General features: G+C 72.7%; 17 protein-coding genes. 5 read left to right on the forward strand and 12 right to left on the reverse strand.

What is annotated here, in order from left to right:
• Window positions 1-13 precede the first annotated feature (13 nt).
• From ACFYSC_RS02965 to ACFYSC_RS02985, 5 genes are all read right to left on the reverse strand, one after another.
• Window positions 14-685: a hypothetical protein gene (locus ACFYSC_RS02965; RefSeq protein ID WP_389955733.1), complete on the reverse strand. Its 672-nt coding sequence runs from the start codon at window positions 683-685 to the stop codon at window positions 14-16.
• A 116-nt stretch (window positions 686-801) separates the two neighbouring features.
• Entirely contained in the window at window positions 802-2,118 is a 1,317-nt protein-coding gene (locus ACFYSC_RS02970) for a hemolysin family protein (protein ID WP_389955736.1), read from the reverse strand.
• Entirely contained in the window at window positions 2,115-2,597 is a 483-nt protein-coding gene (gene ybeY, locus ACFYSC_RS02975) for an rRNA maturation RNase YbeY (RefSeq protein WP_362928357.1), read from the reverse strand. The genes ACFYSC_RS02970 and ybeY overlap by 4 nt, the downstream gene beginning before the upstream one ends.
• A gap of 19 nt (window positions 2,598-2,616) precedes the next feature.
• Complete coding sequence (locus tag ACFYSC_RS02980) at window positions 2,617-3,678, reverse strand: PhoH family protein (RefSeq protein ID WP_389955739.1); 1,062 nt, start codon at window positions 3,676-3,678, stop codon at window positions 2,617-2,619.
• Between the two features lie 92 nt (window positions 3,679-3,770).
• The gene (locus ACFYSC_RS02985) at window positions 3,771-4,121 is read right to left on the reverse strand and encodes a histidine triad nucleotide-binding protein (protein WP_362928741.1); all 351 of its coding nucleotides are present in this window, start codon (window positions 4,119-4,121) and stop codon (window positions 3,771-3,773) included.
• 160 nt (window positions 4,122-4,281) lie between these two features.
• Between ACFYSC_RS02985 and ACFYSC_RS02990 the strand changes: the two genes are divergently transcribed.
• Together ACFYSC_RS02990 and ACFYSC_RS02995 are read left to right on the forward strand one after the other, a co-directional pair.
• Complete coding sequence (locus tag ACFYSC_RS02990; protein WP_362928353.1) at window positions 4,282-4,887, forward strand: SigE family RNA polymerase sigma factor; 606 nt, start codon at window positions 4,282-4,284, stop codon at window positions 4,885-4,887.
• Complete coding sequence (locus ACFYSC_RS02995) at window positions 4,884-5,525, forward strand: hypothetical protein (RefSeq protein WP_389955743.1); 642 nt, start codon at window positions 4,884-4,886, stop codon at window positions 5,523-5,525. Before ACFYSC_RS02990 ends, ACFYSC_RS02995 begins: the two co-directional genes overlap by 4 nt.
• Before the next feature lie 167 nt (window positions 5,526-5,692).
• Here ACFYSC_RS02995 and ACFYSC_RS03000 read toward each other — a convergent pair whose 3' ends face one another.
• The 3 genes from ACFYSC_RS03000 to hrcA all read right to left on the reverse strand — a co-directional run bounded on the left by ACFYSC_RS03000 (window position 5,693) and on the right by hrcA (window position 8,755).
• Entirely contained in the window at window positions 5,693-6,424 is a 732-nt protein-coding gene (locus tag ACFYSC_RS03000; RefSeq protein WP_389955746.1) for a 16S rRNA (uracil(1498)-N(3))-methyltransferase, read from the reverse strand.
• A gap of 162 nt (window positions 6,425-6,586) precedes the next feature.
• Entirely contained in the window at window positions 6,587-7,729 is a 1,143-nt protein-coding gene (gene dnaJ / locus ACFYSC_RS03005; protein ID WP_389955749.1) for a molecular chaperone DnaJ, read from the reverse strand.
• A gap of 12 nt (window positions 7,730-7,741) precedes the next feature.
• The gene (gene hrcA / locus ACFYSC_RS03010) at window positions 7,742-8,755 is read right to left on the reverse strand and encodes a heat-inducible transcriptional repressor HrcA (RefSeq protein ID WP_362928739.1); all 1,014 of its coding nucleotides are present in this window, start codon (window positions 8,753-8,755) and stop codon (window positions 7,742-7,744) included.
• A 160-nt stretch (window positions 8,756-8,915) separates the two neighbouring features.
• On the opposite strand from hrcA, the gene ACFYSC_RS03015 reads away from it, so the two are divergent.
• A complete protein-coding gene (locus ACFYSC_RS03015; protein WP_362928345.1) occupies window positions 8,916-9,731 on the forward strand; it encodes a DUF3097 domain-containing protein in 816 nt (271 codons plus the stop codon).
• A gap of 154 nt (window positions 9,732-9,885) precedes the next feature.
• On the opposite strand, the gene hemW is transcribed toward ACFYSC_RS03015, so the two are convergent.
• Both hemW and lepA read right to left on the reverse strand, forming a co-directional pair.
• Window positions 9,886-11,097 carry a radical SAM family heme chaperone HemW gene (hemW, locus tag ACFYSC_RS03020; RefSeq protein ID WP_389955754.1) on the reverse strand — a complete coding sequence of 404 codons (1,212 nt, stop codon included), beginning with the start codon at window positions 11,095-11,097 and terminating at the stop codon, window positions 9,886-9,888.
• Window positions 11,098-11,260: 163 nt separating this feature from the next.
• A complete protein-coding gene (gene lepA, locus ACFYSC_RS03025) occupies window positions 11,261-13,099 on the reverse strand; it encodes a translation elongation factor 4 (RefSeq protein ID WP_389955756.1) in 1,839 nt (612 codons plus the stop codon).
• A 72-nt stretch (window positions 13,100-13,171) separates the two neighbouring features.
• Between lepA and ACFYSC_RS03030 the strand changes: the two genes are divergently transcribed.
• Together ACFYSC_RS03030 and rpsT are read left to right on the forward strand one after the other, a co-directional pair.
• The gene (locus tag ACFYSC_RS03030) at window positions 13,172-14,170 is read left to right on the forward strand and encodes a hypothetical protein (protein WP_362928338.1); all 999 of its coding nucleotides are present in this window, start codon (window positions 13,172-13,174) and stop codon (window positions 14,168-14,170) included.
• Window positions 14,171-14,318: 148 nt separating this feature from the next.
• Window positions 14,319-14,591, forward strand: coding sequence for a 30S ribosomal protein S20 (rpsT, locus tag ACFYSC_RS03035; protein ID WP_362928336.1), 273 nt, complete (start codon window positions 14,319-14,321; stop codon window positions 14,589-14,591).
• Between the two features lie 220 nt (window positions 14,592-14,811).
• Here rpsT and holA read toward each other — a convergent pair whose 3' ends face one another.
• Both holA and ACFYSC_RS03045 read right to left on the reverse strand, forming a co-directional pair.
• Window positions 14,812-15,783, reverse strand: a complete 972-nt coding sequence (gene holA, locus ACFYSC_RS03040) for a DNA polymerase III subunit delta (RefSeq protein WP_389955760.1) — start codon at window positions 15,781-15,783, stop codon at window positions 14,812-14,814.
• Window positions 15,784-16,226: 443 nt separating this feature from the next.
• Complete coding sequence (locus ACFYSC_RS03045; RefSeq protein WP_389955762.1) at window positions 16,227-18,668, reverse strand: ComEC/Rec2 family competence protein; 2,442 nt, start codon at window positions 18,666-18,668, stop codon at window positions 16,227-16,229.
• Between the last annotated feature and the right edge of the window lie 10 nt (window positions 18,669-18,678).

The following is an 18,678-nucleotide window of genomic DNA, read 5'->3' on the forward strand; positions in this document are numbered from 1 at the left end:
TTCAGCCGCCGGATCAGGCGGAGAGGCGGCCGACCATGAGCCGGGCGAGCCGCCGGGTGCTCTCCTCGTCGATCCCGGCCATCCCGCTGTGCACCAGCGAGACGACGGTGTTGCCGACGCGGGCGAAGACCACGTGCAGCTCGTAGGGGTAGCCGTTCAGCCTGCCGCGCAGCCGCCCGGCCCGCACGTCGCCGGGCACGTCCACCTCCAGGGGGGAGACCCGCAGCGAGGTGCCGCGGCCGGCCAGGGGACCGGTCGCCACCGGGCAGTCGTCCAGGGCGTCGGAGATCTCGGCGAAGCGGAGGGCGGCGCCCACGCCGGCGTAGGACACCAGGGCGACCCCGGCCAGCTCGCCCACGTCGTCGCCCTGGTAGGTCACGGTGACCCGGGGCCCGGCGGCACGGCGCGGAGAGCCGCCGCCGGCCATGTTCAGGAGGGTCCGGCACTCGGGGTTCTCCGGGCGGAACGGGGGCCGCCAGCCGTCCCTCGGCCGGGCCGAGAACCCGTCCGGCATGTCCTCCTGGACGGGCAGCAGGCCGCGCAACCGCGCCTGCTCCGCCCTCGCGTCCGCCCGGGTGTAGCGCGCCGGCCCGGTGCCGCACGCGACCGGGACCATCGCCAGCAGCCCACATACGGCGACCGCGGCGGCGGCCCGGACCCCCGGGGTCCGAGTCCCCCGCCACATGTCCGTTCCCCCGATGTCGGGCGCGGGCCCCCGCCCCCGCCGACCTGCTTCCTTCCCACTCGGCAAAAGCGGCAATCATCGGCAAACACCCAGGACGCCGCCGACCCGGCCTTCTCTCAGGCCTTGCTCTGGTCGTGCTCCGACGCGGTCTCGGCCGGGTCGGCCTCCTCCGGGGGGACCCGCCGGACGAGGACCGTGCCGATCCGGTTGCGCCGCCCGGCGAGGCTCTCGGCCGTCAGGCTGAGCCCCTTCACGACGGCCTCGGAACCGGCGATCGGCACGCGGCCCAGCGCGTGGGCCAGCAGGCCGCCGACGGTCTCCACGTCGTCGACCTCCAGCTCGGCGTCGAAGAGGTCCTCCAGGTCTCCCACGGGGAGCCGGGCGGTCACCCGGACCGCACCGTCCCGCAGGGACTCGACGCGCGGGACCTCCTGGTCGTACTCGTCGGTGATCTCTCCGACGATCTCCTCCAGGATGTCCTCGATCGTCACCAGGCCGGCCGTCCCGCCGTACTCGTCGATCACGATGGCCTGGTGGATCCGGCGGGCCTGCATCTCCCGCAGGAGCTGGTCGATCGGCTTGCTCTCGGGGACGTAGGCGGCCGGACGCATGATCGTCTCGACCTGCTCGGCGCGGCCCGCCTCGCCCGTCTCCTGGACCCGGCGCACGATGTCCTTGAGGTAGGCGATGCCGATGACGTCGTCCTCGTTCTCGCCGACCACCGGGATGCGGGAGAAGCCGCTGCGCAGCGCGAGCGACAGGCCCTGGTGGAGGGTCTTGCCGCGCTCGATGAACACCATGTCGGTACGGGGCACCATGACCTCGCGGACGATGGTGTCGCCGAGCTCGAAGACCGAGTGGATCATCTCCCGCTCGTCCGGCTCGATGACCCTGCGCTCCTCGGCCAGGTCGACCAGGTCGCGCAGCTCGGCCTCGGAGGTGAACGGCCCCTCACGGAAGCCCTTGCCGGGTGTCAGGGCGTTGCCCAGCAGGATGAGCAGCTTGGGCAGCGGGCCGAAGATCCGGGTGAGGCCGTACACCAGGGGGGCGCCGGCCAGCGCGATCGGCTCGGCGTGCTGGCGGCCCAGCGTGCGCGGGGAGACGCCGACGATGACGTAGCTGACGACGATCATGATCGCCGCGGCGGCGGTGTAGGCCCAGCCCTGGTCGCCGAACCAGTCGATGCACAGCAGCGTGACGATCACCGTGGCGATCATCTCGCAGCTCAGCCGGATCAGGAGCAGCAGGTTGAGATATCGGGGCGGATCGGCGACGATCTCCTGCAGCCGAGGGGCGCCCCGGCGCCCCTCGCGGACGAACTCCTCGGCCCGGACCCGTGAGATCCGTGTCAGCGCCGTCTCCGCGCTGGCGATCAGACCGGCGACCACGACCAGGACGACGGCCGAGAACAACCACCCATTGGCACCGTTCACCGCTGGGCGCGCACCTCCCGCCACGATTCGAGCAGCTCGGCCTGGAGGCCGAACATCTCCTTGTGCTCCTCCGGCTCGGCGTGATCATAGCCGAGCAGGTGGAGGATGCCGTGGGTGCACAGCAGCTCGAGCTCGGCCTCGGCGCCGTGCCCCGCCTCGGCCCCCTGCCTGGCGGCGACCTGCGGGCACAGGACCACGTCACCGAGGAGGGCGGGGTCGGCGGGGGCGTCGCCCTCCTGCCGGGCGCCGCTGCCGCCGCCGGGCCGCAGCTCGTCCATCGGGAAGGACAGCACGTCCGTCGGGCCGGGCTCCCCCATCCACTGCTCGTGCAGCACGGCCATGGCCTCTTCGTCGACGACGAGGATCGACAGCTCGGCGAGCGGGTTGATGTCCATCCGCTCCAGCACGTGGCCGGCCAGCGAGACGATGAGGCCCTCGTCGACCTCGACGCCGGACTCGTTGTTGACCTCGATGCTCACCGGTCGTTCTCCACTGTTTTCACGATCTTCCTCGGGGGCGCTTGGCCACGCCTTTGATCGGCTGCGGCGCGCTCTGCCGCTGCGACTCGTCGTAGCGGCCGTAGGCGTCGACGATATCGCTCACCAGCCTGTGCCGGACCACGTCGGCGCTGGTCAGCCTGCTGAAATGGATGTCGGGGATGCCGTCGAGGATGTCCTGCACCACCCGCAGGCCGCTCTGGGTGCCACCGGGCAGGTCGACCTGAGTGACGTCGCCGGTGACGACGATCTTGGAGTTGAAGCCCAGGCGGGTCAGGAACATCTTCATCTGCTCGGGCGAGGTGTTCTGCGCCTCGTCCAGGATGATGTAGGCGTCGTTGAGCGTACGGCCGCGCATGTAGGCCAGCGGGGCGACCTCGATCGTGCCGGCCGCCATCAGCCGGGGGATCGACTCGGGGTCGAGCATGTCGTGCAGCGCGTCGTACAGCGGGCGCAGGTAGGGGTCGATCTTCTCGTACAGCGTGCCGGGCAGGAAGCCCAGCCGCTCCCCCGCCTCGACCGCCGGGCGGGTGAGGATGATCCGGTTGACCTTCTTCTCCTGCAGGGCCCGAACGGCCTTGGCCATCGCGAGGTAGGTCTTGCCGGTACCCGCCGGGCCGATGCCGAAGACGATGGTGTGCTTGTCGATCGCGTCGACGTACCGCTTCTGGTTCACCGTCTTCGGGCGGATGGTCCGGCCCCGGGAGGAGATGATGTCGAGGGAGAGCACCTCCGCGGGGCGCTCGGAGGTCATCCGCAGCATCGCGATGCTGCGCTCCACCGCGTCCGCCGTGAGCTCGGCGCCGCTGCGGACGAGCTCGGTCAGCTCCTCGAAGAGGCGCACGACGGTGCCGCTCTCCTCAGGGCTGCCGGTGATGGTGATCTCGTTGCCCCGGACGTGGATGTCGGCCCGGAAGGCGCCCTCGATGACCCGCAACAGCTCGTCGCCCGAGCCCAGCAGGCTGACCATCGAGTGGTCGTCCGGAATCACCACCTTCGCCTGGGTGCGCCCGGGGGTCTTCGACCGCGGCGACGTTCTGTTGGAATCGTTTGTCTCGGACATAGGCGGGCCTTTCGGCCTGTTCGCCTCCAGATATCGGAGTGTGACTTCTACGCCATGGTATCCGCGACGGGACCCGTGACGCCTCCCGGTTATCAGCCGGGAGGCCAGTTCAGGCCGCGCCCGCCGAGCACGTGTCCGTGCACGTGGAAGACGGTCTGACCGGCGCCGGGACCGGTGTTGAAGACCAGCCGGTAGCCGGACTCGGCGATCCCCTCCTGCTCGGCGACCTCGTGGGCGGCCCTGATCACCTCGTCGGTGAGCCCGTCGTCGGCGGCGGCCAGGGCCGCGGCGGTGGGGTAGTGCTCCTTCGGCACCACGAGCACGTGGGTCGGCGCCTTCGGGTCGACGTCACGGAAGGCCAGCGTGCGGCCGGTCTCGTGCACGATCCGCGCGGGGATCTCCTTGGCCACGATCCTGCAGAACAGGCAGTCGGCTTCACTCACCATGCGGGCACCCTATCCGGTCCGGGCGTTGCCAATCGGTGATGGTCCACGCCCAGCGAAGAAAGATCCACACGGATATGGTGGGTGTGCAAAACTTCAACAACTACAGACCATTGCGATTCGCACGACATGGCCGCCGGGCCGAGGACACGACTGGGTCATGCCCCCTAATGAACCGGAAGAGCGTAAACCCTCTGGGAAGGCCGAGCGTCCCACTGATGTGACCACCGAGACCCTCGTGGCCGACAGGTCGCTCGGGGCGGTGCCCGTCGGCTGGGACGCCGATGCGGCCGTTACCGCGCTCTACAGCGCGCACTACCGGTCGCTCGTGCGTCTCGCTGTCCTGCTCGTCCGCGATGTGGCAACCGCGGAGGAGGTCGTACAGGACGCGTTCGTCGCCATCCACGGCGCCTGGCGCCGCCTGCGCGACACCGACAAGGCACTCGCCTACCTGCGCCAATCGGTCGTCAACCGATCTCGCTCCGTGCTGCGGCACCGGGCGGTCGTGGAGAAGTACGCCCCCAAGGGCATGCCGGACGCGCCGAGCGCCGAGAACGGCGCGATCGGCGAGTTCGAGCGCTCCGCCGTCATCGAGGCGCTACGCGCCCTGCCCGCCCGGCAGCGCGAAGCACTGGTCCTGCGCTACTACGGTGATCTGTCCGAAGCACAGATCGCCCACGCGATGGGAATCAGCAAAGGCGCGGTCAAGAGCCACACGGCTCGTGGCATGGCCGCCCTACGAACCACACTGGAGCAACTGTCATGACCGAGTCCCCCGATGAGCACGGCGAGCTGCTGCGCCGTGCCCTCAACGCGGAGGCGAACTCGGTCGTTCCCTCCCCCGACGGGCTGGAGATCATCCGGGCCCGGATCGAGCGGCGCGGGCTGCGCGGACTCCGCGGGCTGGTGTGGTGGCGCGTCGGCGCCTCCGTCACTGGAGCGGTCCTTGGCGCGGCGACCGTCGTGATGATGGTCCCCCAGCTGCGCGAACAGGTGATCCAGGAGGTCTACAGCGGTGAGGTGAACTTCACCCAGTCCACCGCGCCCGACATGTCGGCCACCTCGCGCCCGCCGTCGAACAACGACAACCGGGTCCCGGCCGTCCCCAGGACGTCCAGCCCCCCGCCCCCGCCCGAGCCGACGACCGAGCGCTCCAGGAGCGCCGCGCCGAACACGAAGGCGACCCCCACGCCCAGGGCGACCCCCACGCCGAAGCCCACTCCGTCGGACGGCTGCCCCACGGTGCCGGGCGACGTCACCGAGGAGTGCCCGCCCACGCCGACCGCGGCGCCCGAGCCCACCGGTGAGACGGAGAGTCCGTGCCCACCCGCCGGCTGCTCCCAGCCGGACGAGCAGCAGCCCCCGGCTCCGAGCGAGGGCGTGCCCACCCCGGTGAGCCACTGACCGGCGCCGGTCCCCCGGTCGGCTGAGCCGCCGGCCGGGGGCCGGTCCGCCGCGCGGCCGGCCGGGAGTGCGTGCGACCGGTCCGCCGCATGCCCGGACGGCCCGGCCGTGCGGCCGGGCGGGGAGGGCCACCGCGGGCGGCGGGGCACGGCCGTACCGCCGTGCGCCTACCAGCGGCCGGTACGCGCCTGAAGCACCGCCGCGGCCGCGACCCCGGCCGTCGAGGTGCGCAGCACCGTCGGCCCGAGCAGCGCCGGGGCGGCTCCGGCGGCGCGGAAGGCGGTGATCTCCTCCTCGGAGACCCCGCCCTCGGGGCCGACGACCACCACGATGTCCCCGTCGGCGGGCAGCGGAAGCCCGGACAGCGGGGAGGCGGCCTCCTCGTGCAGCACGACGCCCAGCGCCGCCGCCGACAGCAGGTCCGCGACCTCGGCGGTCCTCGCGAGGCCGGTCACCTCGGGCAGGTGGAAGCGGCGTGACTGCTTGGCCGCCTCACGGGCCGTGGAACGCCAGCGGGCCAGCGACTTCGCCGCCCGCTCCCCCTTCCACTGGGTGACGGAGCGGGCCGCGGCCCAGGGCACGATCACATCCACCCCGGCCTCGGTCATCATCTCCACGGCCAGCTCGCCCCGGTCGCCCTTGGGCAGGCCCTGGACGACGACCAGGCGGGGACGCGGCGCGGGCACCTCGTAGCGGCGCAGCACCCGCACCCGCAGGGAGTCCTTGCCGGCGTCGTCCACCACGCACTCCGCCACGACGCCCGCGCCGTCGGTCACGTCGAGCCGTTCCCCGGCACGCAGCCGCCGTACGGCCGCCGCGTGCCTGCCCTCCGGACCGGCGAGCGTGAACCCCTCCCGGCCCAGATCGGCCGCGTCGGCCAGGAAGACCGGCGCCGTCATGCGGCGGGGACGCCGCGGCGGGTCCGGCGGGCGCCGCCCGCGACCCCCCGGAGGACGCCGCTGCGGGCCGGACAGGCGCCGCCCGCGACCCCCGGCAGGACGCCACGGCGGACCCGGGAGGCCCCGCCCGCGGCTCCCCGGAGGGCGCCGGGGACCGCCGGGTCAGCGGCCATTGAAGGCGTCCCGCAGGCGGGAGAAGAAGCCCTGCTGGCCCGGCGCGAACTTGCCGGGCGGGCGCTCCTCGCCGCGCAGCCTGGCGAGCTCGCGCAGCAGCTCCTCCTGTGCGGGGTCGAGCTTGACGGGGGTCTCGACGTTGATGTGGACCAGCAGGTCTCCGCGGCCGGTCTCGTTGAGCCGCTGGACGCCGCGGCCGTAGAGCGGAATCGTCTGGCCGGACTGGCTGCCGGGCCGGATGTCCAGCTCCTCGGTGCCGTCGAGGGTCTCCATGACCAGGACGGTGCCGAGCGCGGCGGCCGTCATCGGGATCTGCACGGTGCAGTGCAGGTCGTCGCCCCGGCGCTCGAAGACCTCGTGCGGCCGCTCGACGATCTCTAGGAACAGGTCGCCGGGCGGGCCGCCGCCGGGGCCGACCTCGCCCTCGCCGGCGAGCTGGATGTGGGTGCCGTCCTCGACGCCCGCGGGGATGCGGACCTTGATGGTCCGCCGGGTGCGGACCCGGCCGTCACCGGAGCACTCCTGGCAGGGGTTGCGGATGATCGAGCCGAACCCGCCGCACTGGGGGCAGGGCCGGGACGTCATGACCTGGCCGAGGAAGGACCGGGTGACCTGGGAGACCTCACCGCGGCCGTGGCACATGTCGCAGGTGTCGGGGTGGGTGCCGGGCGCGGCGCCCGCACCCGAGCAGACCTCGCAGAGCACGGCGGTGTCGACGACCAGCTCGCGGGTGGTGCCGAAGGCCGCCTCGCGCAGGTCCAGCTCCACCCGGATGGTGGCGTTGCGGCCCCGGCGGGCGCGCGAGCGCGGCCCGCGACCGCCGCCGCCGGCCGCCGCGCCGAAGAAGGCGTCCATGATGTCGCTGAACGGGAAGCCCGCGCCGAAGCCCCCGGCGCCCGCGCCCCCGCCGGGAGCGAACGGATCGGCACCCATGTCGTACATCTGCCGCTTGCTGGGATCGGACAGGACCTCGTAGGCCTGCGTGATCTCCTTGAACCTCTCCTGTGTCTCAGGATCGGGGTTCACATCGGGGTGCAGCTCGCGCGCCAGCCTGCGGTAGGCCTTCTTGATCTCCTCCGCACTGGCGTCACGGCGTACCCCGAGGGTGCCGTAGTAGTCGCTCTTAGCCACTTAGTTGACCTCTTAGGATGCAGCCAGGATCTGGCTGACGTAGCGTGCCACCGCGCGCACCGCGCCCATCGTGACCGGGTAGTCCATTCGCGTCGGGCCCAGCACGCCGAGCCGGGCCAGTTGCTTGTCTCCCGAACCGTACCCGGCGGCGACGATGGACGTGCCCTGGAGACCGGTGTAGGGGTTCTCCGAGCCGATCCGCACCGTCAGCGCCGACAGGTCCGAGGTTTCTCCGAGCAGGCGCATCAGCACGACCTGCTCCTCCAGGGCCTCCAGGACGTCGCGGAGACCGACGCTGAAGTCGGCTCCCGCGAGGTTGGCGGCCCCGGCGAAGACGATCTTCTCATCGTGCCGTTCGACCAGCGACTCCAGCAGCACCGACAGGATCGTGGTGGCGAACGGGCGGTCCTCGATCGGAAGCCCCGAGGGCAGGTCGGCGACCTTGTCGGGGACCTTGGCCAGCCCGCAGCCGTCGAGCGAGGCGTTGAGCGTCGCGCGCAGGTGCGCGACGCGGGTCTCGTCGACCCCCTCGGGCAGCTCGACGACGCGCTGCTCGACCCGGCCGGTGTTGGTGATGAGGACGAACATCAGCCGCCGCTCGTTCAGCGGGACCAGCTCGACGTGCCGGACCGTGGAGTGCGTCAGCGTGGGGTACTGCACCACGGCGACCTGGCGGGTGAGCTGCGCCAGCAGCCGCACCGTGCGGGTCACGACGTCGTCGATGTCCACCGCGCCGGCGAGGAAGCTCTCGATCGCTCTCCGCTCCGCGCCCGACAGCGGCTTGACCTGGGAGAGCCGGTCCACGAACAGCCGGTAGCCCTTGTCGGTGGGCACCCGCCCCGCGCTGGTGTGCGGCTGGGCGATGTATCCCTGCTCCTCCAGCACCGCCATGTCGTTGCGGATGGTGGCGGGCGAGACGCCGAGGTTGTGCCGCTCGGCGAGTGCCTTCGACCCCACCGGCTCGTTGGTGGACACGTAGTCCTCGACGATGGCCCGAAGCACCGCAAGCCTGCGGTCATCGACCAACGTGCTCACCTCCTTGCCCTGCGCCGAACCGGGAACGCGGAGTCTGGCACTCTGTGTTCCCGAGTGCCAAGTGTACGGCTCCTGCCGACGGGGTGCGATAAGGCGGCGGCCCTTTGCTAGCGTCCTCTGGATCGGTGAGGCGTGAGGAGGTGCGGTCGGCGTGTACGAGCGCGACGTGCTGGCGGGGAACTGGCGGCGTCCGGGCAGGGGGAGGATCCCGCAGGTCCCCGCCGAGATCGACCTGGTCGTGGAGGACGCCGACGGCGGATTCTGCGGCGCCGTGGTGGCCTGCGACAAGGAATCCGTCACCCTGGAGGACCGCTTCGGGCGGCGGCGCGTGTTCCCGCTGGAACCCGCCGCGTTCCTGCTGGAGGGCCGGGTCGTGACCCTGGTACGGCCGGCCGCCGCGCCCCGCGCCCCGCGGCGCAGCGCCTCCGGCTCCATCGCCGTGGAGGGCCTGCGGGCCCGGGTGGCCAGGGAGAGCCGGATCTACGTCGAGGGCGTGCACGACGCCGCGCTGGTGGAGAAGGTCTGGGGTCACGACCTGCGCGTCGAGGGTGTGGTGGTGGAGTACCTCGAAGGGGTCGACCACCTGCCGGAGATCGTCGAGGAGTTCGAGCCGGGCCCGGAGCGCCGCCTGGGCGTGCTGGTCGACCACCTGGTCGCCGGGTCCAAGGAGAGCCGGATCGCCGACCGGGTGGCCTCGCCGTACGTGCTGGTGGCCGGGCACCCGTTCGTGGACGTCTGGCAGGCGGTCAAGCCGTCGGTGCTGGGCATCGGCGCCTGGCCGCGGGTGCCGCGCGGCGTGCCGTGGAAGGAGGGGGTCGTCGCCGCCCTGGGCTGGGACCTCGCCCCGGCCGACGCCTGGCGGCGCATCCTCGGCTCGGTCACCACCTACGCCGACCTGGAGCCGGAGCTCCTCGGCCCGGTCGAGCGGCTCATCGACTTCGTGACCGCCCCGCCGGAGGACGTCTGAGACCGGCCGTGACCGGCCGAGCCCGCCGCCGTCCCCGCCGGGGCCGGGCGCGGCCGGCGAGGTCCACGGGATGACGGCCGAGACCGGAGCCCGGCGCGACCGGCGAGGTTCGCGGGATGACGGCCGAGACCGGGCCCGGTGCGGCCAGGTGAGGTCAGGTGAGGTCGCGGACCAGGGCGTCGGCCAGCAGCCGGCCGCGCAGCGTCAGCACCGCCCGGCCCGCCTTGAACGGCTCGACCTCCAGCAGCCCGTCGGCCAGCGCCCGGGCGGCCACCGGCGGCCGCTCGATCTCCGCCAGGGGGAAGCCCCGGGCGAGCCGCAGCTCCAGCATCAGCCGCTCGACCGCCCGGTCCTCGTCCGACAGCACCTCGCGGGCGTGGGCGGGTGAGACGCCCTCGGCCAGGCGGCGGGCGTAGGCGGCCGGGTGCTTGACGTTCCACCAGCGGGTGCCGCCCACGTGGCTGTGCGCGCCGGGGCCGACGCCCCACCAGTCGCCGCCGGTCCAGTAGAGCAGGTTGTGCCGGCAGCGCGCGGCCTCCGAGGTCGCCCAGTTGGACACCTCGTACCACTCGAAACCCGCCTCGGCGAGCATGACGTCGGCGATGAGGTAGCGGTCGGCCGCCACGTCGTCGTCGGGCATCGGCAGCTCACCGCGCCTGATCCTGGCCGCCAGGCGGGTGCCGTCCTCCACGATCAGCGAGTAGGCCGACACGTGGTCGGGCCCCGCCTCGATCGCCGCGGCCAGCGAGGTCCGCCAGTCGTCGTCGCTCTCACCGGGCGTGCCGTAGATCAGGTCGAGGTTGACGTGGCCGAACCCGGCCTCCCTCGCCTCCCGTACGGCGTGCGCCGCCCGGCCCGGGGTGTGGCGGCGCTCCAGCACCCGCAGCACGTGCTCGCGGGCGCTCTGCATGCCGAAGCTCACCCGGGTGAACCCTCCGTCGCGCAGTCCGGCGAGGTAGGCGCGGTCCACCGACTCCGGGTTGGCCTCGGTGGTCACCTCGGCGCCGGGGGCGAGCCCGAACTCCTCGTCGATGGCGCCGAGGATGCGGACCAGGTCGGCCGCGGGCAGCAGGGTGGGGGTGCCACCGCCGAAGAACACCGTCTCGACCGGCAGGTCGGCGTCGCCGAGGGCGGCCCGCGCCCGCCGCACCTCCGCGACGGCGGTCGCGGCGTAGTCGGCGTGCGAGGCGCCGGGACCCAGCTCGGAGGCGGTGTAGGTGTTGAAGTCGCAGTAGCCGCAGCGGGTCACGCAGAACGGCACGTGGACGTAGAAGCCGAACGGCCGCTCACCGAGCCCGCGCAGCGCGCTGCCGGGGAGCCGGCCCGAGGCCGGTACGGGGTCGCCGTCGGGAAGTGTGGATGGCACGGGTCAAGTCTGCCGCCCCGGGGCAGGTGCCCGGTACGGCGCCGCCCGCCGCCCGGGTGTCCCGCCGTACGCGCCGGGCACGGGGACCCCGCCCGGGGCCCGGTGTGCGCGGCGGTCACCGGGATCCCGTCCGCCGCTCCCCCGCCGGCGGGCGGCGCCGTCCCTACTTCTTGGCCTTGTCGACGGAGGATTCGGTGGACAGCGCGGCGACGAAGGCCTCCTGGGGGACCTCCACCCGGCCGACCATCTTCATCCGCTTCTTGCCTTCCTTCTGCTTCTCCAGCAGCTTGCGCTTACGGGAGATGTCGCCGCCGTAGCACTTGGCGAGGACGTCCTTGCGGATGGCGCGGATGTTCTCGCGGGCGATGACCCGGGCGCCGATCGCGGCCTGGATGGGCACCTCGAACTGCTGCCTCGGGATGAGCTCGCGCAGCTTCTTGGCCATCTCCACGCCGTAGCCGTACGCCTTGTCCTTGTGGACGATGGCGCTGAAGGCGTCGACGGCCTCGCCCTGGAGCAGGATGTCGACCTTCACCAGCTCGGCCTCCTGCTCGCCGTGCGGCTCGTAGTCGAGCGAGGCGTAGCCGCGGGTGCGGGACTTGAGCTGGTCGAAGAAGTCGAAGATGATCTCGCCGAGCGGCATGGTGTAGCGGATCTCGACGCGGTCCTCGGACAGGTAGTCCATGCCCTGCAGGGCGCCCCGGCGGTTCTGGCAGAGCTCCATGATGGCGCCGATGAACTCCGACGGGACCAGCACGGTCGCCTTCGTCACCGGCTCGAAGACCTTGTCCACCTTGCCGGTGGGGAACTCCGAGGGGTTGGTGACGTCGACCTCCTTGCCGTCCTCCATGATCACCCGGTAGACCACGTTGGGCGCGGTGGAGATGAGCGAGAGGTTGAACTCCCGCTCCAGGCGCTCGCGGACGATCTCCATGTGGAGCAGGCCGAGGAAGCCGCAGCGGAAGCCGAAGCCCAGGGCCGCGGAGGTCTCCGGCTCGTAGACCAGGGCCGCGTCGTTGAGCTGGAGCTTGTCCAGGGCCTCGCGCAGCTCGGGGTAGTCGTCGCCGTCGATCGGGTACAGGCCGGAGAAGACCATCGGCTTGGGATGCTCGTAGCCGCCGAGCGCCTCCGTGGCGGCGCGGACGGACGACGTCACCGTGTCACCGACCCGCGACTGGCGGACGTCCTTCACACCGGTGATGAGGTAGCCCACCTCGCCGACGCCCAGGCCCTTGTCCGCGACCTTCGGCTCCGGCGAGATGACGCCGATCTCCAGCGTCTCGTGCGAGACGCCGGTGGACATCATCTGGATGCGCTCGCGCTTGCCCAGGTGGCCGTCCATGACGCGGACGTAGGTGACCACGCCGCGGTAAGTGTCGTAGACCGAGTCGAAGATCAGCGCGCGGGCGGGGGCGTCGGCGACGCCGACCGGGGCGGGAACGTTCGCGACCACGTGGTCCAGCAGTTCCCGGACGCCCTCGCCGGTCTTGCCGGAGACCTTCAGCACCTCCTCCGGCTCGCAGCCGATGAGGTGGGCCAGCTCGGCGGCGTACTTCTCCGGCTGGGCGGCGGGAAGGTCGATCTTGTTGAGCACCGGGATGATCGTCAGGTCGGCGTTCATCGCCAGGTAGAGGTTGGCCAGCGTCTGCGCCTCGATGCCCTGTGCCGCGTCGACCAGCAGGATCGCGCCCTCGCACGCCTGCAGCGACCGGGAGACCTCGTAGGTGAAGTCGACGTGCCCCGGGGTGTCGATCATGTTGAGGACGTGCTCGGTGTCGCCGACCTTCCACGGCAGCCGGACCGCCTGCGACTTGATGGTGATGCCGCGCTCGCGCTCGATGTCCATCCGGTCGAGGTACTGGGCGCGCATGGAGCGGTCGTCGACCACGCCGGTGATCTGCAGCATGCGGTCGGCAAGGGTGGACTTGCCGTGGTCGATGTGCGCGATGATGCAGAAGTTGCGGATCACCGCGGGATCGGTCTGGCCAGGCTGAATGCGCACCGGTGTCCGTTTCGCAGTATTGAAGAGATCTACGGCTGGCATCCCAGCCGTCTTCCATGGTGACATGTCCGGGTGATTGCCCGGACCAGAGCACGGCGCGGCCTGCGGTTTCTCGCGGTGGTGGCGGCCGTCCTCCTTGTGCTCCCGGGGGTGGCCGCGGCCACCCTCACCCTGCAGTTTACCGGGACCCCGGCGTCCTGGGCGAAGGCGAGCGGCCACGACGCCCTGTGGCTGGGCCACGCCTGGGTGGACGGCCGCAAGAGCGCGGCGGACCTCAGACGCCTGGCCGACCGGCTGCGCCGGACCGGGATCAGGGACGTGTACGTCCACTCCGGGCCGTTCAACGCCGACGGCTCGCTGCCCGACCGCAGTCCCGGGGCGCGCGACTTCGTGAAGCGGTGGCACGCCGAGCTGCCGGACGTGCGGGTGTCGGCGTGGCTCGGGCAGAAGGTGGACGGCTTCCTGGACCTCGACGACCGGGCCGTCCGGGACCGGCTGGTGGAGAGCGCGCGCTCCGTCATGACGCTGGGCTTCGACGGCGTCCACTACAACTTCGAGCCGGTCGGCGACGGCGACGCCGACTTCCTGGACCTGCTGGAGCGCACCCGCCCGGTCCTCGGCGGCGGCCCGCTGTCCACCTCCACCCCGCAGATCGAGCCGTTCCCGCTGACCCGGCCGGTGGTCCGGGGCGTCATCGGCCACGACAAGTACTGGTCGCCGGACTACTTCCGGCAGGTCGCGGCCCGCGTCGACCAGGTCGCGATCATGACCTACGACTCCTTCCTCCCCTCCGAGCTGCTCTACGGCGGCCATGTCGTACGGCAGGCCGTCTTCGCCCTGGACCTCGTGCCCGCGGACAAGACCCTGCTCATCGGCGCGCCCGCCTACCACGACCACGGCGTTTCGTGGTCCGACGGGGCCGAGAGCGTCGCGACGGCCGCGAGGGGCGCGCGGCTGGCGCTGACCGCCCACGGCGGGCACCGCGAGCGGTTCGGGCTGGCGCTGTACGTGGACTTCGCCGCCACGGAGCAGGACTGGGAGGAGTACCGGCGGTTCTGGTTCCGACCGTGAGGGGAGAAGGGTAAGCTTGTCAGGCATCCTTCCGACCCGGCTGTCGATTTGAGCGATCGTCCAGCCGGTTGGTAGTCTGTTCAACTGCGTGTGGCGCGCCCTCTCTGCCCGCGCGCCCCACTCCGACAACTTTCACCGAGGCTTCTTCGTGGCGAACATCAAGTCCCAGATCAAGCGCAACCGGCAGAACGAGAAGGCCCGGCTGCGTAACAAGGCTGTCAAGTCGTCCCTGAAGACGGCGGTCCGCAAGTTCCGCGAGGCCGCCGAGCAGGGCAATGTCGACGAGGCCATCGCGCTGCAGCGCGCCGCCTCCCGTCAGCTGGACAAGGCCGCCAGCAAGGGCGTCATCCACAAGAACCAGGCCGCCAACCGCAAGTCGGCGATCGCCCAGCGCGTCGCCGCCCTGTCGGCCTCCAAGTAGTCCCGGTTCTTCCGGAGCTCGACCCGGGTCTTCCGGAGCGCCGCGTCCCCTCGGGGACGCGGCGCTCCGGCGTTTCCGGCCCTCGCCGCATCCTCCCGAGCCCCTCGGCGCTCGCCGGGCCATGCCGGCCTCCGCTGCTCACCGCGCGCCGGTACGGCTCGCCTTCCGCCGCGCCGTCGACCGGGCGCACGCCTCGGACCCGTACCGCCCGTCGGGACGGCTAACGGCCGGTACGGCTGGCGACGACGACCTGGATCAGGTGTTCCAGCGCATAGGCCGGGTCGGCCCCGCCGCCCTTGACCTGCGCGTCGGCCGCGGCGACGGCCTGCAGCGCGTGGGCGAGGCCCTCCGGGCCCCAGCCGTTCAGCTGCTTCCTGGTCCGGTCGATCTTCCACGGCGGCATGCCGAGATGGCTGGCGAGCTGTCCGCCCCGCAGATTGCGCGGGGCGCCGCCCACCTTGGCGAGCGATCGCAGGCCCCCCGCGAGCGCGCTGACCAGCAGGACCGGGGCCGTGCCGGTGGCGATCGCCCAGCGAAGCTGCTCCAGCGCGTCCCCCAGCCTGCCCTCGACGGCCGAGTCGGCGACGGTGAACCCGCTGACCTCCGCCTGCCCCCGGTGGTAGCGGGCGACGGCGGCCTCGTCGATGGTCTTGCCGGGGGTGTCGAAGGCGAGCTGGTTGCAGGCCGCGGCCAGCTCCCTGAGGTCGTTGCCGACCGCGTCGAGCAGCGCCGCGGCCGCGTCCGCACCGATGGACCGGCCGGCCCGTTTCATCTCGGTCCTGATGAACGCCAGCCGCTCGGCCGGCTTGGTCAGCTTGGCGACGGTCACCACGTGAGCGCCGGCCTTCTTGACGCCGTCGGCCAGCGCCTTGCCCTTGGCCCCGCCGGCGTGCGAGAGCACCAGCACGGTGTCCTCAGCCGGGCGGGCACTGTAGGAGACGACCTCGGCGGCGACGTCCTTGACGAGGTCCTGGGCGGAGCGGATCACCACCACGGCTCCACCGCCGAACAGCGACGGCGAGGACAGCCGGGTCAGCTCCCCCGGCTCGACCTTCGAACCGACCAGGTCGTGGACCTCCGCGCCCGGGTCGGCGGCGCGGCACGCCGCGACCACCTCGCCGACCGCGCGATCGGCCAGCAACTCCTCGTCGCCGACCACCAGTGTCACCCGTGCCGGGTCGTTCGCCGCCATGCCCAGCAGCATGCCACGTGCGGGTGACCGAATCGCAATCAGCAAGCCGTTCGCAATCCGGATGCAGTCGTCCTCGGGCACGCTGTGGAACAGCCGAAGGAGACGAGATCCTCCCCACGGCTGAAGCCAGGGGTCTCCACGCTCAAGGAGTTTCCATGAACCTCATGATGCGCTCCGCCGTCTGCCGTCACACCTGCCCTCGTTGCGGATCGCCCCTCGACGAGGGGCCCGTGGTGTACCGCTGCGCGCGCTGCGGCCGTTCGGTCTACGCCGCCGACGTGGACACCGAGTTCCGCCGCCCGCCGGCGCCTCCCGCTCCGGCTCCGGTTCCGACCCGGACCCCGGCTCCGGCTGTGGCTGTGGCTCCGGCTGCGGCTCCGGCTCCGGCTCCGGCCCTGGCTGCTGCTCCGGCTCCGGCCTGAGGCCTTCAACCGCATGGCCCCTCACGAGAGGCCGCGGCCCCTGACGACGATCGCCAGGCCGTCCTTCCCGGCCACCACGGCGAGATCTCCCGACAGGTCGGTGCGGTAGACCCGCATGCCCAGATGGTTGAGCCGGGCCAGGGTCGCGGGGGCGGGATGGCCGTAGTCGTTGCCCGCCCCGACGCTGATCAGCGCGGCCCGCGCGCCGGTGGCCGTGAGGAAACCGGGATCGCCCCTGGCGGACCCGTGATGGGGCACCTTGAGGATTTCGGCCCGGGGCAGGCCCCGTCGCAGCAGCTCCGTCTGGGCCTCCGTCTCCGCGTCCCCGCTGAGAAGCGCCGACCCCGTCGCCCAGCTCACATGGACCACGACGCTGGCGTTGTTCACTGCCGTCTCCTCTCCGCCGCCGGCGACGACGCCCTCCGGGGGGCCGATGACCGTGAGACGGGAGGGGCCGAAGGTCCAGCTCATACCCGGCCGCGCCGCCCACTCGGGGATCCGCCGGCGGGCGAGGTCGCCGCTCAGCCGGAGCCGCCCGGGCCCGGATCCCCCGTACGGGGTGACGACCACCGCTCCCACCTCGCGCCCCCGGACGACCCCGTCCAGGCCGCCGACGTGGTCGAGGTGCGGATGGGTGAGGATGACCAGCGGCACCTGGCGGATCCCCATGTCGCGCAGACACCGGCCGGTGGACACCGGATCGGGCCCCGCGTCGACCACCACGGCCCGCCCGGGACCGGCGGCCACCAGGAGGGCGTCTCCCTGGCCGACGTCACAGGCGACCAGCAGCCAGCGCTCGGGCGGCCAGCGGGACACGACCGGCCCCGCCACGGTCGTCGCGACGACCGTGCCGACGGCCAGGGCGAGGACGATCCGGCGCGGCCGCCGGCGCCGCAGCGCCAGGACGGCGACGGGCACGGCGACGGCCAGCGCCGCCAGGCCGGGCACGCCACCCGGCCACGGGATCACCGCCAGCGGGAACCCGGCGGCCCGCCCGGCCACCGTGATGATCCACCCGGTGGCCAGGCCCGCCGGGCGGACCAGCAACCGGGCGAGGTCCATCTGCACGGGGGCGACCAGCGCCGTGAGGAATCCGATCAGCGTGGCGGGTGCGACGGCGGGCCCGGCGAGGAGGTTCGCCGGGATCGCCACCGGTTCGAGCTGCCCGGCCATCAGGACCAGCACGGGGGTGACGGCGGCCTGCGCCGCCGCGGGCACGGCGACCGCCTCCGCCGCCCAGCGGGGCAGCCGGGTGGCGAGCCGGTCACGCCAGCGCGGCGCCAGGAGCAGGATGCCGCCCGTGGCGCATACCGACAGCGCGAAGCCGTAGGAGCGGGCGAGGACGGGGTCGAAGAGGATCAGCCCGAGGACCGTCGCCGACAGCGCCGCCACCCCGTCGCGGGACCGGCCGGTGCCGAGCGCCGCCGCCGCGACGAGGCCCATGACGAGAGCCCGCAGGACGCTGGGCGACGGCCGGGCCACCACGGTGAAGGAGATCATGGCCATCGCCGCGAGCACCGCCCTGACCGGCAGGGGGAGCCCCGCGACGCGGGCCAGGGCGATCGCCGCCCCGGCCACGATCGCCAGGTTGGCTCCGGAGACCGCGGTGAGGTGGCTGAGCCCGGCGGCCTTGAAGTCGGCGGTGACCTGCCGGTCCATCCCGGATACGTCACCGGCCACCAGGCCGGGCAGCAGGCCGCGCTGGTCGGGTGGCAGCACCGCGGCGGCCTCCCGCAGACCGGAACGGAGTGCCCCGGCCGCCCGCTGCTCCCAGGAGGGCGCGCCCAGTACTCGCGGAGGCCCGCGCACGAGCACCACGGCGGCGAGCAACTCGGCGGAGTCCGCGTGGACGAACCGGCCCCGGATCGCGACCCGCTGGCTGGGAAGCAGCGGTCGCCACTCCCCGCCCGTGGTGAGCAGCATCACCGGTGCGCGCAACGCCACCCTGCCGTGCGCCGTCTCGATCACCTCGACCCTCGCGGGCACCGCGAAGCCTTCCCGCTGGTAAGGGCCCGCGCGCCGGGGCAGTTCCCGGGGATCCCCCGTCAGCACCGCCTCGATCCCCGCCGGGGCTCCGCTCCTGACGAGTTCGGCCACCGGGCCCGTGCCGACGGCGTGGACCCGGAACGCCACCGTCCCGGCGACCGCGGCGACGCAGCCCAGCACCGTGAGAGACGTGTTCCGCCAGGCGGGGCGCGTTCTCGTGACGCGTGCGCCCATGGCGATGCCGAGAGCCGCCGCGGCGGCGAGCGCGGCGGTGACGGCTCCCACCGGGGCCGGGCAGCCCAGAAGGACGAGGGCGGTAGCCCACGAGGCGAGCGCGGGCAGGGTGAGCCGCGGGGCCCGGTCGAGAAGGACGCGCGCCGCATTCCGCGCCCGGTCCCTCCCGGTGAGGGTCCGTGCCCCGTCGAGGATCCGCGCCGCACCTGGTGTCCGGCCCCTCGGTCCGAGGATCCGTGCCATGTCCCGTGTC

It is taken from the genome of Streptosporangium sp. NPDC004379 (assembly GCF_042873875.1).
Taxonomy (GTDB): Bacteria; Actinomycetota; Actinomycetes; order Streptosporangiales; family Streptosporangiaceae; genus Streptosporangium.

Excerpts from the sequence above, each read along its gene's own strand:
- ACFYSC_RS03000 (WP_389955746.1), bottom strand. The coding sequence starts at position 6,424 with ATGACGGCGCCGGTCTTCCTGGCCGACGCGGCCGATCTGGGCCGGGAG.
- ACFYSC_RS02980 (WP_389955739.1), bottom strand. The coding sequence starts at position 3,678 with ATGTCCGAGACAAACGATTCCAACAGAACGTCGCCGCGGTCGAAGACC.
- ACFYSC_RS02990 (WP_362928353.1), top strand. The coding sequence starts at position 4,282 with ATGCCCCCTAATGAACCGGAAGAGCGTAAACCCTCTGGGAAGGCCGAG.
- ACFYSC_RS02995 (WP_389955743.1), top strand. The coding sequence starts at position 4,884 with ATGACCGAGTCCCCCGATGAGCACGGCGAGCTGCTGCGCCGTGCCCTC.
- ACFYSC_RS03045 (WP_389955762.1), bottom strand. The coding sequence starts at position 18,668 with ATGGCACGGATCCTCGGACCGAGGGGCCGGACACCAGGTGCGGCGCGG.
- holA (WP_389955760.1), bottom strand. The coding sequence starts at position 15,783 with ATGGCGGCGAACGACCCGGCACGGGTGACACTGGTGGTCGGCGACGAG.
- ACFYSC_RS02965 (WP_389955733.1), bottom strand. The coding sequence starts at position 685 with ATGTGGCGGGGGACTCGGACCCCGGGGGTCCGGGCCGCCGCCGCGGTC.